The organism is Niallia circulans NBRC 13626 (assembly GCF_001591585.1).
GTDB lineage: Bacteria > Bacillota > Bacilli > Bacillales > Cytobacillaceae > Niallia > Niallia circulans.
Genome location: NZ_BCVE01000018.1, coordinates 1 through 16608 on the forward strand (window position 1 = coordinate 1; position 16608 = coordinate 16608).

The 16608-nt window shown below is 37.5% G+C and carries 16 protein-coding genes and 1 riboswitch; of the genes, 10 read left to right on the forward strand and 6 right to left on the reverse strand.

The annotated features are described in order from the left end of the window. Positions 1-386: hypothetical protein (locus BCI01S_RS25650; protein WP_218009480.1), on the forward strand; the 386-nt coding region annotated here is incomplete at its 5' end. Beyond that, entirely contained in the window at positions 383-1603 is a 1221-nt protein-coding gene (locus tag BCI01S_RS18305; protein WP_082810095.1) for an MFS transporter, read from the forward strand. The genes BCI01S_RS25650 and BCI01S_RS18305, both read left to right, overlap by 4 nt. A 53-nt stretch (positions 1604-1656) precedes the next feature. Here BCI01S_RS18305 and fabF read toward each other — a convergent pair whose 3' ends face one another. Beyond that, positions 1657-2889, reverse strand: coding sequence for a beta-ketoacyl-ACP synthase II (gene fabF / locus BCI01S_RS18310; protein WP_061800582.1), 1233 nt, complete (start codon positions 2887-2889; stop codon positions 1657-1659). A gap of 106 nt (positions 2890-2995) precedes the next feature. Between fabF and BCI01S_RS18315 the strand changes: the two genes are divergently transcribed. Beyond that, on the forward strand, positions 2996-3829 hold the full coding sequence (locus tag BCI01S_RS18315; protein ID WP_047941657.1) for a helix-turn-helix transcriptional regulator: 834 nt from the start codon (positions 2996-2998) through the stop codon (positions 3827-3829). 42 nt (positions 3830-3871) lie between these two features. On the opposite strand, the gene BCI01S_RS18320 is transcribed toward BCI01S_RS18315, so the two are convergent. Continuing rightward, positions 3872-4732: an SDR family oxidoreductase gene (locus BCI01S_RS18320; RefSeq protein WP_061800588.1), complete on the reverse strand. Its 861-nt coding sequence runs from the start codon at positions 4730-4732 to the stop codon at positions 3872-3874. A gap of 172 nt (positions 4733-4904) precedes the next feature. On the opposite strand from BCI01S_RS18320, the gene BCI01S_RS18325 reads away from it, so the two are divergent. Then, the gene (locus tag BCI01S_RS18325; RefSeq protein WP_047941655.1) at positions 4905-5252 is read left to right on the forward strand and encodes a winged helix-turn-helix transcriptional regulator; all 348 of its coding nucleotides are present in this window, start codon (positions 4905-4907) and stop codon (positions 5250-5252) included. 31 nt (positions 5253-5283) lie between these two features. Here the strand turns inward: BCI01S_RS18325 and BCI01S_RS18330 are convergent, their stop codons facing one another. Continuing rightward, entirely contained in the window at positions 5284-6012 is a 729-nt protein-coding gene (locus tag BCI01S_RS18330; protein WP_047941654.1) for an amino acid ABC transporter ATP-binding protein, read from the reverse strand. Next, complete coding sequence (locus BCI01S_RS18335; protein WP_082138302.1) at positions 5999-7393, reverse strand: amino acid ABC transporter substrate-binding protein/permease; 1395 nt, start codon at positions 7391-7393, stop codon at positions 5999-6001. Before BCI01S_RS18335 ends, BCI01S_RS18330 begins: the two co-directional genes overlap by 14 nt. 535 nt (positions 7394-7928) lie before the next feature. On the opposite strand from BCI01S_RS18335, the gene abc-f reads away from it, so the two are divergent. After that, the gene (gene abc-f, locus BCI01S_RS18340) at positions 7929-9560 is read left to right on the forward strand and encodes a ribosomal protection-like ABC-F family protein (protein WP_061800594.1); all 1632 of its coding nucleotides are present in this window, start codon (positions 7929-7931) and stop codon (positions 9558-9560) included. A 15-nt stretch (positions 9561-9575) separates the two neighbouring features. On the opposite strand, the gene BCI01S_RS18345 is transcribed toward abc-f, so the two are convergent. After that, positions 9576-9788, reverse strand: a complete 213-nt coding sequence (locus BCI01S_RS18345) for a DUF5316 family protein (protein WP_061800598.1) — start codon at positions 9786-9788, stop codon at positions 9576-9578. Positions 9789-9912: 124 nt separating this feature from the next. Between BCI01S_RS18345 and BCI01S_RS18350 the strand changes: the two genes are divergently transcribed. The 3 genes from BCI01S_RS18350 (at position 9913) to BCI01S_RS18360 (ending at position 12855) form a co-directional block, all read left to right on the forward strand. Beyond that, positions 9913-10878 carry a S66 family peptidase gene (locus BCI01S_RS18350; RefSeq protein WP_061800600.1) on the forward strand — a complete coding sequence of 322 codons (966 nt, stop codon included), beginning with the start codon at positions 9913-9915 and terminating at the stop codon, positions 10876-10878. Between the two features lie 22 nt (positions 10879-10900). Next, positions 10901-11965 carry a UvrB/UvrC motif-containing protein gene (locus BCI01S_RS18355; RefSeq protein WP_061800603.1) on the forward strand — a complete coding sequence of 355 codons (1065 nt, stop codon included), beginning with the start codon at positions 10901-10903 and terminating at the stop codon, positions 11963-11965. 65 nt (positions 11966-12030) lie between these two features. After that, positions 12031-12855, forward strand: coding sequence for a GNAT family N-acetyltransferase (locus BCI01S_RS18360; protein WP_061800605.1), 825 nt, complete (start codon positions 12031-12033; stop codon positions 12853-12855). 50 nt (positions 12856-12905) lie between these two features. On the opposite strand, the gene BCI01S_RS18365 is transcribed toward BCI01S_RS18360, so the two are convergent. Then, positions 12906-13442 carry a CueP family metal-binding protein gene (locus tag BCI01S_RS18365; RefSeq protein WP_061800606.1) on the reverse strand — a complete coding sequence of 179 codons (537 nt, stop codon included), beginning with the start codon at positions 13440-13442 and terminating at the stop codon, positions 12906-12908. A 254-nt stretch (positions 13443-13696) separates the two neighbouring features. Continuing rightward, positions 13697-13782: riboswitch (cyclic di-GMP riboswitch) on the forward strand. Positions 13783-13890: 108 nt separating this feature from the next. Between BCI01S_RS18365 and BCI01S_RS18370 the strand changes: the two genes are divergently transcribed. Continuing rightward, positions 13891-14862 (forward strand): sensor domain-containing diguanylate cyclase, encoded by a 972-nt coding sequence (locus BCI01S_RS18370; RefSeq protein WP_053215639.1) that lies wholly within the window; start codon positions 13891-13893, stop codon positions 14860-14862. Between the two features lie 147 nt (positions 14863-15009). After that, positions 15010-16485 (forward strand): protein adenylyltransferase SelO, encoded by a 1476-nt coding sequence (locus BCI01S_RS18375; RefSeq protein WP_061800608.1) that lies wholly within the window; start codon positions 15010-15012, stop codon positions 16483-16485. The last annotated feature ends 123 nt before the right edge of the window (positions 16486-16608 follow it).

Here is a 16608-nt window from a genome sequence, read left to right on the forward strand (position 1 = left end):
GGAAATCAGCCAAACTGGGAAAATATCAGCCAAAGGGAGGAGGGAATCAGCCAAACTGGGAAAATATCAGCCAAAGGGAGGGGGAAATCAGCCAAACTAGAGAAATATCAGCCAAAGCGGGAAGAGAATCAGCCAAACTAGAGAAATATCAGCCAAAGGGAGGAGAGAATCAGCCAAACTGGGAAAATATCAGCCAAAGCGAGGGGAAATCAGCCAAACTGGGAAAATATCAGCCAAAGGGAGGGGGAAATCAGCCAAACTGGGAAAATATCAGCCAAAGCGGGGAGAGAATCAGTCAAACTGGGAAAATATCAGCCAAAGCATCCAAGATGAGAAGCCAAATCACCAATCAACTCACCAAACCAAAGAAAGTGGTGTTCATTTGAATATTTTTCGCAATAAATCATTCACGTTTATGTGGATTGGAAATGGGATATCGGAGTTAGCGGGAGCCTTTGGGACCTTTTGCAACTCGTTATTAATCTATGAAATTACTGGTTCATCTTGGGCATTAGGCAGTATGTGGCTATTATATTTTCTGCCTTCTCTCATCCTTCAGCTTTTTATTGGGCCATACCTTGATCGTTGGAGTAGAAAATGGATGATGATTTTTGCTCTCTGGAGTAGAGGCATGATATTTCTTTTTCCTCTCATTGGGTTTGTAACAGACACATTAGTACCGTGGCATGTTTATATTGTTCAAGTCATCATTGGATTAATAACTCCGATTTATTCTCTTGCTAATCAAGCCATACTGCCTAATCTTGTTTCGAAAGAGCAATTAAGTAGTGCTAATGCCTATGTAGAAGGGATGGCCAGATTAATGACGTTCGCAGCGCCAGTTGTGGCAGGGATTGTCATTGAATATATCGGAATTGGCAGTACTTTATTGTTTATTTGTACGGCGCTGATGCTTAGTGGATGTCTTTTGCTGGGGATTATGGAAGTAAGAGAAGCGAAAGTGGAAAGAAAAACATGGGCAGTGGAATTTATGGAGGGGGTTCGCTACTTTTTTCAACAAAAAACGATTGTGTGGTTAGGGATTTTTTTAGCATTTGTTCAATTTGGGGTAGGGGTCACAATGGTGATTAATATTCCCTATATTAAAACAGTGCTAAATGGAAATAATGCCATGTACGGTTATTTTATGGCGGGTTTTCCTTTAGGATATATGTTTGGAACCTTACTTGTTGGCAAAATCAAAATCCAATCACGGAGACGCTTGATGCTAGGGGCACTATTAATAGGAGGAGTGACATACATTAATTTAGGAATAACAAGTTCGCTCATTTCAGCCATCGTAACGGAAATCGTTGCTGGCATCACCATGGCATTTTTCAGCATACATAATATTACGATTTGTCAGCAAACCGTTCCCAATCATTTAATGGGCAAAATTATTTCGGTCCGATCCTTTATCATTCGAGCGCTGATGCCGCTAGGCGTAATAGCAGGCGGAGCATTAAGTGAATTATGGGGGATCCGGCCTTTATACGTTTTAATTGGAGCAATAATTACTACTGTATCTTTAGTGGGACTATTGATTCCTTACTTTGCCTTTTTGGATAAAGAAAGCACCGATAAAAACAAGCTGGCTGCTTAATCTATTAAGAAAGACTAGGAAATGGATTCATTCCTTTTTCCTAGTCTTTTCTATTAATATTTCTTTAACAAAATTGCTGAGTTATGACCGCCAAAGCCAAAGGAATTAGAGAGACCAATGGATATTCCGGCTTTTCTTGCTCCTTCTGGAACATAGTCTAAATCACAGTCTGGGTCTGGAGTTTCCAAATTAGTAGTTGGCGGGATAATCCCTTCTCTCAAGCTCTGTACTAAAGCAATTGCTTCCGCTCCACCAGCAGCACCAAGCATATGACCAAGCATGGACTTATTAGCTGTCACAGGGATTTTATAGGCGTCTTCTTCAAATAATTTCTTAATTGCTAATGTTTCCGAGAGATCGCCGACAGGTGTACTGGTTGCATGTGCGCTAATCACATCTACATCAGAAGGAGAAATATTTGCTTTAGTTAATGCCCGCTTCATAGCAAGATATGCTCCTCTTCCATCTGGATGGGTAGCCACCATATGATAGGCATCTGAGCTTGCGCCATATCCAATGATTTCAGCTAAAATGGGAGCATTACGCTTTATAGCATGTTCCAAGTCTTCCACTATTAAAATAGCTGCCCCTTCACTCATCACGAATCCATCTCGATTTTTATCAAAAGGTCTACTTGCTGAAGCTGGTTCGTTATTTTTTGTCGATAATGCTCTGGCATTCCCGAAGCTTGCTAAGGAAAGATTCGTAATAGCAGCTTCCGATCCGCCTGCAAACATCACATCTGCATCACCATTTCGAATGGTATGAAAGGCTTCCCCAATCGATGTATTTCCAATGGAACAAGCTGTTACCGGAGAGAGGGAAGGACCTTGAGCTCCGAATCTAATACTAATTTGCGCTGCAGCTGCATTGGAAATCATCATCGGTACTAAGTTAGGACTGACTCGATTAGGACCTCTTTGATTTAATGTATTTACATTATCGATAAGGGTGGTCAAACCGCCGATTCCTGATCCTACATAAACACCCATTCGCTCTTTATCTATTAAATCTAAGTCTAATTGTGAATTTGTTAAGGCTTCTTCTGCTGCAGCTAAAGCAAACTGGCTAAATCGGTCCAGTTTTTTTGCTTCCTTTGCTCCCCATCTTTCATCTGGATGAAAGTCAGTTACTACTCCAGCTATTCTTGTTTTGGAATTAGATACATCTAAATGGTCGATAGAACGGATTCCTGATTCCCCTTTTAAGAGGTTCTGCCAATATTCATCCACGTTATTTCCTAACGGTGAAATAATTCCCATTCCAGTGACAACAACTCTTTTCACGATTTTTCCCCCATTCCTTTTTTCTTTATTGTATCCTTTTCTTATCCTATTACAAGTTGTAGTTTATACTAGTATAAATAGTACTAGCTTAAAAAGGAGAATGGATATGAATAGAGATATAAGGCTAGAAGCCCTCTCGGAATTTTTGAAAACAAAGCGCTCTAAGATACAGCCGCAAATGGTTGGACTCCCAGCTGGAACGAGAAGAAGAACAGCAGGACTCCGCCGTGAGGAAGTGGCACAATTAGCGGGAGTAAGCACTACCTGGTATACCTGGCTAGAGCAAGGTAGAGATATTAAAGTGTCTATCTCTGTTCTCGATGCAGTAGCAGATGCGCTGCAATTAAATTCTGATGAACGAAAATATGTATACGGTTTAGCGTTTGAGGAGGGAAATTCTTTTTTTCCTAAAGAGGCAGAAGAAGAGATGATGACTCCAGCTTTAGAAAGAATTTTAAAGGAACTTCGCTACTGTCCAACTATTATAACGGATCGCCGTTCTTTTATCGTTGGGTGGAATGAAGCCGCCAAGCAAGTATTCCTAGACTTTGAAAAAATCCCATCGGAAAAGAGAAATCTCATTGAATTGCTTTTTTCCAGAAAAGAACTAAGAGCATTAGCTGTCAATTGGGAGGACTTTGTAAAAGGATTCATTTCCATCTTTCGAACATATTTAGGACAATATATGGCAGATGAGTGGTATCAAGAATTTATCGAAGACATGAAAAAGAACTATCCAGACTTTAATAGAATGTGGAATGAAAGTGAAGTAAGTTCTGCTCCTGAGGTGTTAATTGAATTTCGCCACTCGAAGGCGGGGAAAATGATTTATAATTTAACCTCCTTACAAGTCCATGGCGCGAATGATTTAAGATGCAGCATTTATACGCCTGTTGATGGAACAGGGACAGAGGAGAAGATTCAGCATTTGATGAAATGAAAGAGGGGACACAGTCGTTTATTGTGTCCCCTTCTCTATTTATTAAGAATTAGAAATAAGCTTTCTAACTCCATCCACTACAGGTGTTTCCGAACGGCCAAGTAGTTTTTCAAAATCATTGCTTTCAATATCTAATGTACCTTTGCGAATATCCTTTTGAATTGCTACAAGCATAGGAACAACAAAATCAGGTATGCCAGCTTGTGTCATTATTTCTGCATATTTACTGTCATCTACATGTTGGACAGGCACTTCTTTTCCAATCACCTGGCTAACAGCGGCAGCGATTTCTTCTTGTGATAAAGGTTTGCCAGAAAGTTCATAAATCGTATTTTCGTGTCCTTCACCGGCTAGCACTTCTGCTGCAGCTTCTGCATAGTCCTGCTGTAAAGCCCAGCCGACCTTTCCGCTGCCAGCAGAGGTAACCCACGGTGCTCCAGCTTGAACTCCTTGAATAGTAGAAAGCTCATTTTCTAGGTACCAGTTATTACGTAAGAAGGAATAAGGGATACCTGTTTTTTGAATAGCGATTTCTGTTGCTTTATGAACTTCAGCAAGGAAATTGGTGCTTTCCTGTGCATTCGCAATACTTGTATATGCGATAAAGGAAACACCAGCATTTTTAGCAGCATCGACAGCAGTATTGTGTTGGCGAATTCTAGTTTCCGTATCTCCATCTGCTGAAATAATTAATAGGCGATCGATTCCTTTAAAGGCTGCTGCCAAAGTTTCTGGCTGATCGAAATCTCCATGGCGAACATCTACGCCTTTTGCGCGTAAATCCTCTGCTTTTTCTGGATTGCGTACACTGACAGCAAGCTGATCAGCAGGTACTTTTGCTAATAAAACATTTACGATTTTAGATCCAAGTTTACCAGTGGCACCTGTTACTAATAGTTTCATTTGAAATTCCCTCCAATTAATGTTTTTCTTTCATTATACCCCAACGACTTTAACAAGATGTGTTGTTGGATATCCAATATAGGTATATAGTATATTTATAGTTAAAAAAATGAAAGTAGTTATTTTTTTATAACATAGTCACATAAATAGTACCATGGGAAGGAGAGAGAAAATGGCACGTTTTTTTGTTCAAAATGAATCTGTCTCGATCGATGAGGAGGGTTTTTGTCCTGTAACTTATACACAAAATTTAACGGCGGGAAGATGGAAAATTATTATCTTATGGCATTTAAGTCAGGGGACAAAACGGTTTAATGAATTGCAAAGACTATTGCCTGGAATATCAAAAGGGATTTTAACAAGGCAGTTAAGAGAATTAGAAGCAGATCAAATGGTGCACAGAGAAGTTTATAAAGAAGTGCCTCCCAAAGTGGAATATTCCTTAACAGAAAAGGGAGTTAGCTTTATTCCTATTCTTGATTTAATGGGAGAGTGGGGGAAAAAGCATTTTAAGGAATAAAAATGGGGACAAATCATTGTCCCCATTAGCTTTACAATACTTTATTCAAGAAATCTTTTGTACGCTCATTTTGTGGGTTTCCAAAAATCTCTTGTGGTGTACCCTCTTCCACGATATAGCCATTATCCATGAAGATTACGCGGTCTGCTACTTCTCTAGCAAAGCCCATCTCATGTGTAACAATTACCATCGTCATTCCTTCTTGAGCTAATTGCTTAATAACGTTTAATACTTCTCCGACCATTTCAGGATCAAGTGCACTTGTTGGCTCATCGAACAGCATAATATCAGGGTTCATCGCAAGGGCGCGGGCAATGGCAACCCTTTGCTTTTGACCGCCAGATAATTTAGAAGGATTTTCATTAGCTTTATCCTTTAAGCCGACACGGTCTAATAGTTGTAAGGCTTTTTCTTTCGCTTGCTGTGGTGTTGCTTTTTTCAAATCAACTGGAGCAAGAGTGATATTTTCCAGAACCGTTAGATGCGGGAAAAGATTGAAATGCTGAAACACCATTCCGATATTTTCTCTGATTTTGTTAATATCATTTTTCTTATCTGTTAATTTAAAGTCATTTACAACAACTTCGCCACTTGTAACTTCTTCTAACATATTTAAGCAGCGAAGAAGGGTACTTTTTCCGGAGCCAGAAGGACCAATTAAACAAACAACTTCGCCCTCTGTTACCTGTAAATCAATTGATTTTAAAACTTCAAGATTACCATATGATTTTTTCAGATTCGTCACTTTAAGCTTGGCCATTTTTAATCCTTCTTTCTAATCGATTTGATACTTTTGTTAGAATCATAATAACGATAAAGTACATAATACCGACGATCAGCCACATTTGGAATGATTCTAAGTTTCTTGCAATAATAATTTTTCCGCTTTGTGTCAATTCGTTAATACCGATAATGGAAAGAATAGACGTATCTTTTAGTGTAATAACAAATTGGTTAATAAATGCTGGAATCATTAATTGGATAGCCTGTGGAAGCACTACCTTTCTCATTGCTTTTCCATAAGGAAGTCCTAGACTGCGGGCAGCCTCCATCTGTCCTTTATCAACCGATTGAATGCCTCCGCGAACAATTTCAGCCATGTAAGCACCAGCATTTAAACTTAATGTAATAAGACCGGCAGCCACAGCTGTAATTCGGAAGTCAAGAGCTGCTGGAATTCCGAAGTAAATAAAGAATGCTTGAACGATTAATGGTGTTCCTCGGAAAATATCGATGTATATACCAGCAATTGTTCGTAAAATTTTACTTTTGGCAATACGTAATAGTCCAAAGATAATTCCTAGTACAGTTGCAATTAATAGAGAAACGACTGTTAAGATAAGTGTCATTTTTAAACCAGATAATAAGCTAGGGAAGCTCTCTTTTAATAAACCAAAAAAGCCACTCTTAGCTTCTTCATCTGATCCAGTTTCTAAGTATTTATCTAATATTTCTTGATATTCTCCAGATGCCTTTAAATTGGCTAATCCAGTGTTAAACATTTCAAGAAGCTCTGTATTTTGTCCTTTAGAAACAGCGAATCCATAAGAGGCTCCTGCTTCTTTATCTGTCACAATTTTAAGGCCATTTCCTTGCTTGATTCCATATGCTAATACTGGATAATCATCAAATACAGCTACGGAATTACCAGTTCTTACTTCTTCGTACATATTAGCAGAATCATCAAATGTTACGATGGAAAAACCATATTTGTCTTTGATGCTTTCTGCAAAGCTTGCCCCCTCTGTTCCTGTTTTAACAGCAACCTTTTGACCTTTTAAGTCTTTATAGGAGGAGACTTTATCATTATCGCTGTCGACGGCCATAATGATACCAGAATCAAAATAGGGTTCCGAGAAATCGAATTTCATTTGTCGTTCATCTGTAATGCTCATCCCGGCAATAACAGCATCCACTTGTTTTGATTCAAGTGCTTGAACAGCTGCGTTAAATCCAAGTGGCTTCATTTCATATTTGAAACCTTGATCTTTCGCAATAGCAGCCATTAAATCCATATCGATTCCGACGAAGTCCCCATTTACATCCTGAAATTCAAATGGCGCAAATGTAATATCTGTTGCAATCTGATATACTTTCTCCTTTGCTTCTGCTTTTGATATAGGAGAAATAATATTCAGCATAGTTAAGATAACTACGAAGAATAAAACTAATTTAGACATCCTTTTCTTTTCTTTCATTCGTACAACTCCTTTTCGTTTTTCTAAAGTTATAAAGTTCTGGTATAACATGTTAGATTACCTAACAAAACATAATTAAAATAATACTAAACAATTTTGATCTTGTACAGATAGGAATATAAAGAGAAAATTTACCAATTATTTTTAAGAGGGTGGAATACATAATAGCAAGTATGTTATACTACAGTTACTTATAACGAAAGGGATGATGGGTGAACGATGAAGAACTAATCTTATTTTTCTAAAATTTGAATGAAATACATTTCAAATGGAACAAAAAATAGGATTAGTCTGCCCATTTCCATAAATCGCTTTTTCAAGCATATCTCTAATGGTATGTGCACAATGATTGGTCGATATGCACGCTTTTTGTATATCGGTTATGTATGGTGTGAATGAGCAAATAATTAGGTACGGCTAATCCTTCCAGAGAAAATTTGGGAGGATTTTTTTCTCCCTTCTGAAAGGGATTGATAATATGAAAGAACTCTTAAAGTTAATCAATATCGGATATGAAGTGCTCGATACAACTATTTTTACAAATATAAATGCAAGTGTACAGCAAGGAGAAGTTATTGGGATTATTGGCAAAAATGGTGCAGGCAAATCGACTTTACTGCAGTTAATAAATAAAGAAATTGTCCCTACAGATGGACATATTAAGTGGGTAAAGGAAGACTTATCGGTTAAAATGGTTGAACAGGAGACCGAAAATTATGACTTAGAGAAAGAAACTTTTTTGGAATCGAAGCTATTAGAGAAATGGCAGGTGCCGACAAAGGACTTCCGAGTAATGAGTGGCGGGGAAAAATTAAAAGCACGTCTTGGTAAAGGCTTTGCCCATGATGCTGATTTATTGCTATTAGATGAACCAACCAACCACTTAGATGAACAAAGTATGGCACTGCTTCATGAACTAATAACAGCATATAAAGGAACCATTATTATCGTTTCTCATGACCGCTATTTCTTGGATAAAGTTACGACGAAAATCTGGTCGCTTGAAAATAAACAGCTTATCGAACATAAAGGGAATTATACAAGCTATATGGAGGCACGCGAGCAAAAGAGATTAACCCAGCAGCGGGAGTATGATAAACAGCAGAAGAAGATTAAACAAGTGGAAGGACAAATGAAGGAGCTCACCTCTTGGTCTCAGAAAGCACATGCCCAATCAACAAAACAAGAATTCCCAAAAGAATATTATCGCACAAAGGCCAAACGAATGGATGCTCAAGTCAAATCAAAGCAAAAACGTTTAGAAAAAGAGCTGGAAAAAAATAAAGTGGAACGTTTAGACGAAGAGTATACGGTAGCTTTTTCGATTGAAGCGAATAAAAAGAAGGGGAAACGCTTTTTGGAAATTAAAGATTTATCCAAAGCATTTGACTCTAAAATGTTGTTTGAAAAGGTGAATATAACGATTCAGCATGGGGAAAAGGTTGCGATTATGGGACCTAACGGAAGTGGGAAAACAACCTTATTAAACATTATTTTAGGAAAAGAAAAGGCCAATGGAGAAGTCTGGATTTCACCGACAGCCACTATCGGCTATCTAACACAGGAAGTATTCGATCTTCCTTTAGAGGAAACACCAGAACAGCTATTCTTTAAAGAAACATTTAAAGAAAGAGGAAAAGTACAAACACTGATGAAACATTTAGGGTTTATGGCGTCTCAATGGAAGGAACCAATAAAAAGTATGAGCATGGGAGAACGGGTAAAATGCAAATTAATGGCTTATATTTTAGAAGAAAAAGATGTGCTCATACTCGATGAACCAACCAACCATCTTGATTTACCTTCCCGAGAGCAATTAGAAAAAACGCTATCCCAGTATAATGGAACACTTATTATTGTTTCCCATGACCGTTATTTCCTAGAGCAAACAACGTCAAGTAAGCTAATCATAGGTAATGGAACGGTTCAAAGGCAATGGACAGAGTCTCCAAAACGGGATAGAGATAATAAAGAAGAATTACGGCTAAAGCTGGAGACAGAAAGACAAGAAGTGTTAGGAAAATTAAGCTTTATGACACCAAAGGATAAGGAATATGCGGAATTAGATAGAAAGTTTCTGGAATTAACGAAGCAAATGAAGGAGCTATAGGGGGTTATTCCCCTTTTAATTTGTAAAATAATTAATTATTCCAGCTATTGCTAATGAGACTACACCAATTAGAAAGGCTATCATGGATATTTTTATGTTTAATGCGCGATCTTCTTTTGTTTCTGTGAAATGGTGGTTTCTGTGCTGCCTGCCATCTGGCCACGCTCCGATCATTGTCACCGCGATGAAGATCGAGATGATACCGATGATGAAAAAAAACACAAACATAGATATTCCTCCTTTTTAAACAAGAAGTAATTTTCTTGTTTAAAATATACGTTTGATCCAACTTGAAAGTTACAGAAATATAAGATTATTTATGCTTTAATAAGAAGAAAGAGGAGGAACAGACATGAGAATACCTGCTAAGCTACAAAAGGGCGATGAAATTAGAGTAATTGCCCCTAGTCGAAGTGCAGCAATTTTATCAGAAGAGGGAATAGAGCAAGCAAAGAAAAGATTAGAGAATCTTGGCTTTGTTGTGACGTTTGGGAAGCATATTTTTGAATCTGACTTACAATTCTCCTCCACGATTGAGCATCGGGTGGAGGATATTCATGATGCTTTTCGGGATCAAAATGTAAAAGGAATATTAACGGTCATTGGCGGATTTAACAGCAATGAGCTGTTGCCTTATTTAGATTTTGATTTAATAAAAGCTAACCCTAAGATGCTTTGTGGGTATAGTGATATAACCGCTTTAGCAACTGCGATTACAACCAAGGCTGATTTTATTACCTATTCTGGTCCACACTTTTCTAGCTTCCAAATGGAAAAGCTACAGGAATACCAAACAGAATATTTCCGGAAATGCTTGATGGAAACTAGTGCGTTTATCATAGAGCCTTCTGATGTGTGGACAGATGATGCGTGGTATTTGGATCAAGAAAATCGCCAATATGAACCTGGAGGCTGGAGGGTATACCAAGAGGGAAGTGCAAAAGGGCAATTGTTTGGTGGTAATCTATGTACCTTAAATTTACTGCAGGGAACAGAATATATGCCTAATCTTAAAGATGGCATTCTATTTGTAGAAGATGATGAATTAACCATTCCAGAAACATTCGCAAGAGATTTAACCTCTTTGTTGCAGACAGCAGGAATAATTAAAGCATTAGTAATTGGGAGATTTCAGCGAGCTTCGAAAATGACAGAAGAGCAGCTTTTGTTTATTTTAGATAAACATCCTCTTTTGCAGCAAATCCCTGTATTATATGATGTGGATTTTGGTCATATCCAACCATTCTTTACTTTTCCCATTGGGGGAGAAGTAGAGATTGATACAAAGAACTATGGAATTAAAATGACTACTTTTTAAATGGTTCAGTGGAGGAATAGACTTGGAGCTTAAAGAAAAGATAAAAAATCTGCCCGCATCTCCAGGGGTATATTTGATGAAGGATTCCTCTGGACAAATCATTTACGTTGGCAAATCCAAAAGATTAAAAAATAGAGTTTCTTCTTATTTTCAGCATTCGAAAAATCGGATTGGTAAAATAGAAAAATTAGTGAAGCATATAAAGGATTTTGACTTTATTGTCACAGACACGGAGTTTGAGGCATTAATGCTGGAATGTAAGTTAATAAAAGAGATCCAGCCCATGTACAATCGGATGATGAAAGCGACAAAGGCATACAACTACATCATATTCCGATACCAGAAGGGCAGCTACCGTATGGAGATTGTAAATGAATTGGAGAAGGAAGATATTCATTATTATTTTGGTCCTTTCACTAGTAAAAGAACAGTAGAAAATGCGATAAAAGGAATCAAATCATTTTATAAAATAGATTGTTCCAATACGACAAACAGTACTAGTCCCTGTCTCAATTATACAATCGGAAAGTGTATAGGGATTTGCTTCAATCCAATAGCTGAAGAAACGTATCAACAAATTATCCATCGTCTTATCTCTTTATTTAAAAAACAGGATACTAGAATACTAGAAGAGATGTCCGCTGAAATGAATGAAGCTTCTAGTAATTTTGAGTTTGAGAAAGCAGCGGAAATAAGAGATACCATTGCCAAAATAAAGACGATTCTGCAAACAGAAACAGTAATAAATATTATGGTAGATAATCGTCTTTTTCTAGCAGTCGAGTACTTAGATAATGGCCGGATAAAGCTATTTCTGATTAGACGAAATCAAATTTTATACCGGCAAATATATGAAGCAAATCATTTTGATATGCAAGTGGTGAAGAGGCAGATTTGCACATATCTTTCAAGAAAGAATCTGTTTATTGGCACTTTAGATAAAGCAGAAATAGACGAAGCTTATATTATTTACAACTATTTAAACAGCGGCAATTGTCAGTATGTTGTCATAGAGGGCGAATGGCAGGGAAATAGAGAATGTGGTAATTTGGAAAACAATCTCAGGAAAATCATTCCCTTTCATTAATAAGAAATTTTTCAGGAAATACAGATAAAAATGCAGTGACATCCTAAAATAGAGGAGAAATCAATATGCTGTCAAAAGAACAAATTGCTGAAATTAGAGAGCTTAAGGATATTTGTGAGAAAGAAGAAGGTTTTGAGTTAAAGCTTAACTTTGATATGCTCGAAAATCGAAATGGAGAAAAGAAAGAGGACTTTTTTTATTATGTAGACGGCAAACTAGTTGGCTTTTTAGGGAGCTACTATTTTGGCAAAAAAGTTGAGTTGTGTGGTATGGTTCATCCACATTTTCGCCGGAACGGGATTTTTACAGCTTTGCTGGAAGAAGGCTTAGAAACAGCAAGACAGAGAGAAGCTACGAGTATATTATTGAATGCTCCTGCTGCATCGCAGAGTGCAAAAGTATTTCTAGAGAAGCTACCATGTTCCTATGCCTTTTCGGAACATCAAATGAAATGGCATAAGGAAGATTTAATAGAGGATGCTGCGATTTCTTTAAGACCATATGATTATGATCAGGATAAAGAAATAGAAATAGAGCTTGATGTTTTAGGCTTTGGTATAGCTGAGGAGGATGCTCGAGATTACGTTAACACCATAACGGAGCAGGCTGGTGATAAACGCATGATTATTGAGGTAGATGGAAAAACAGCGGGGAAAATCAGAGTTTCTGAAACCGATGGAGAAGCATGGATTTACGGGTTCGTTGTTGTTCCAGAGCTTCGCGGAAAAGGAATTGGCAGAAGGGCATTATCCAAAGTGGTAAAAATGGAAAAGGAAAAAGGCCTTTCTATCTTTTTAGAAGTAGAAGCAAAAAATGCTCGAGCGCTTAAACTTTATGAGTCTTGTGGATTTCGAAGCTATCATTCTCAGGACTATTATGAATATAAATAACTCTTTTGACAGAAGGTATCTAAATGTAGTCATTAAGATACCTTCTATCCTTATATCAAAGGAAGAGCAGTAATACATGTATTATCATCCTTAAAAGTAGCGAGATCCGATTTGGCTGTTTTGCCATTATAGGAGATGGTTAATTTTAAATCTTTATTGCGTGGAAGCCATAAATCGATAAACCCGTTTTGCTGAGAAGTTATAAGTTCATCTACATAAACATTCCCCACGTCATCTTCAATAAGTACCGCGAATTCCTTATTTGCCAATTCCCCGCGGCACCCTGTTAAATTATGGATAGCACAAGGGTGAGTATCTACTAAGTAAGGAGCAACAGAAACAAAAAATTCCTCCTTGGGCAAGCGATAGAGATGCTCTTCGTTGTCGAGAGTATTCACTGTTAATGTATCAGAGGTAATGGAAGCGGCAGCTGTTGACTTCTTCCCGGAACTAAAATCTTGAACAAGTTGTTTGAGATCGCTATCGTCCATTTTTTCATAGCGGTTATTTTGGGTAATAATTAAAAGAATCGTTACAGCAAATAGTATGGTAATAAATATCGGAATGATAAGTTTAGTTTTTTTCATATTAATCGCATTCTCCCTTTCAAGTTTGACTGCTTATGTATAAAGATAACAAAAAAGAGCAAAAAATTATGAAAGAAAAATGGAGATTTTGTGAATTTTTTTTATTTAATCGATTTCTTTTTCATTTTTCAGAAGTTTGGTAAAAATTGTGAGAAAAGTCCTTTCTTTCTCTTGTGTATCTGTCTATTTTCCTATAAAATTTGTAATAGAAACTAAAAAAAGGAAATAGAGTATTTCATTATTTAAATATAATAAAATGATAAAGGCAAATTCATCGAAAGGTGAAGACGCAAAGCTATAGGGACTAAGATCGTGGAGATTAAGTCAGCCAGTTACCGATTTATCTTGATAAAGAAGGGCTAATCGGTCGAAGATTAGCTTTTTTCTATTATTTGGATAGCTGTAATATGTCGATGATAGTCTCACTAATGGTAAGGTGAGGAGAAAAATGGGGATATTATATTTTTGCTGCGGAGTAATGATAGGTATTTTCTTTTGGAAAAAAAATGATAAGCGTAAATATAATAAGTGGAAAGCGAAAGTAGAAAAAGAAGACATTATGTTTCGACTAGTGGAAAGCTCAAAGGACATCGTTTATCGATATGAAGTGAAACCGCAAATGAGACATTCGTATATTAGTCCTTCCGCCGATGCTGTATTAGGAGATGGCATGGTCAAGGAATTTTATCGGAATCCGTATGCCCCTTTAGAAATGATTTATCCCGATGATTATCACATTATGTACAAAAAACTTCATGGTGCAATTGATTATAGTCAGCCATTGGTTCAACGAATGAGATGTTCAGACGGTTCTTATAAATGGTTTGAGGAATATGCGACGCCTATTTATGAGCATGGAGAGCTTGTAGCGATTCATGGAATCATTCGTAATATCGACGAGAAAGTAAGACTACGAGAGAATTTAGAGCATCAGCTGATCCATGATGCATTGACAGAAGTATATAATCGCTTTTACTTTGAACAAAAGATGGAAGAATTTGATACGAAAATAGATGAAGTAATTGCCATTATCCTATGTGATTTAGATGAACTAAAACAAGTTAATGATAAGTACGGTCATAAACAAGGCGATGATTTAATTAAAGCAGCTGGAAAATTATTAAATACTTTTTCTTCTCCTTATATTACGGTCTCGAGAATCGGCGGGGATGAATTTGTCTTGTTAATTCAAGGAATGCAGCAAGAAGAAATAGAAGAGTTATATAAGAGGATGACGATGGGATTAAGCGATAAGGGAAAATGCGTAGAAGAAAACATGGTGAGAATGTCGATTGGCTACGCATTTGGTCAAAGCTCTCTTGGAAGAATGACAGCCTTATTTACAGAAGCAGATAATCATATGTATCAAAATAAAGTTCAGAAGAAAAAGAAAAATCAAAATAAAGTATTGGCAGAATAACTTGTTTTGCAGCACAGGGAAGACAGCTTTCAACTAAAGGAAGCTGTTTTCTTTATATAGAATTGTTTTTTGCAAAGTGTTATTGCATGTTCTTCACGGTGAAAAGGGTATAATAGAAATATCAAAAAGGAATGGAAGGGAGCTAATATGAGTAATAAAGAGACAAAAACAGATGTTGGCTGGAATTTTGATAATAGTTATGCTCGTCTTCCCGAAACATTTTATTCTAAGATGACAGTAAATCCAGTCAGTTCCCCAAGTTTAGTGAAGCTTAATGAGGATTTGGCTAAGACACTTGGATTAAATGGGGAGCAATTGCAGCGCCCTGAGATAATACAAGTATTAAGCGGGAATGAGGTTCCAGAAGGAGGCTTTCCTCTTGCGCAAGCATATGCAGGCCATCAATTTGGCCACCCGACCATGCTAGGCGATGGAAGGGCGATGTTAATTGGAGAGCAGATTACCCCATCAGGCGAACGATTCGATATCCAATTAAAAGGCTCTGGCCGAACTCCCTATTCGCGCGGTGGCGACGGAAGAGCAGCGCTTAAGCCGATGCTAAGGGAGTATATCATTAGTGAAGCGATGCATGGACTAGGGATTCCGACTACTAGAAGCTTAGCGGTTGTTGATACAGGTGAGAAGATTGTCCGGGAAACGAGTTTGCCAGGAGCGATTTTAACAAGAGTGGCAGCAAGCCATCTTCGCGTAGGAACATTTCAATATGCAGCTGCTCTTGAGTCAAAGCAGGATCTTAAAGCACTTGCGGATTATGCTATGGAACGGCATTTCCCAACAATTAAGAAAGATGGGAATCCGTATGTTGAAATGTTTAGAGAAGTAATGAAGCGGCAGGCTGCATTAATTGCTAAATGGCAATTAGTTGGTTTTATCCATGGTGTTATGAACACAGATAATATGACGATTAGTGGCGAGACGATTGACTATGGACCATGTGCGTTTATGGATAGCTTCCATTTAGATACTGTTTTTAGCTCGATTGATGTTCAAGGTCGGTATGCCTATGGAAATCAGCCGAAAATAGCGGGATGGAATCTGGCTAGGTTTGCAGAAAGCCTGTTGCCATTATTCCATGATGATACGGAAAAAGCAGTGGAACTTGCGCAAGCACAATTAGATCAATTTAATCCTTTATATCAGCAGCATTGGCTTGATGGAATGAGAGGAAAATTAGGATTAGTGGCAGCGGAAGAAGAAAAAGATGCTAAGCTAATAGAGAAGCTCCTTGGCATTATGCAAAATAATCGGGCGGACTATACAGATACTTTCCGTGCTTTAACGATAGGGGAAGTAGAACGAATAGAACTAAATAAAAATCAAGCATTTAGCGAATGGCATAAAGCTTGGAAGGAAAGAATTGCAGGACAAGAAGGGGGAGAAGTGGCTGCTCGTGAACGAATGAAAAAACATAATCCGGTCGTAATCCCTCGCAATCATCGTGTCGAAGCAGCACTTGATGCTGCAGAAGGCGGAGATTTAAGTGTAATGGAGGAATTATTACAAATGCTATCTAACCCGTATGCATATACACAAGCACAAATGGAGTACGGCATAGCTCCAGTGAAGATTAACCCTGCTTATAAAACGTATTGCGGAACATGATGATTTTAATAGGGCATAGATAACAATCGAAGGTTCCTTGTTTCTTTTTAGAAACGAGGAACTTTTTTTATTATTTTCGAGTAAATGTTTACATCTCTGTCATCTATAAACAAAGTGTGAAAA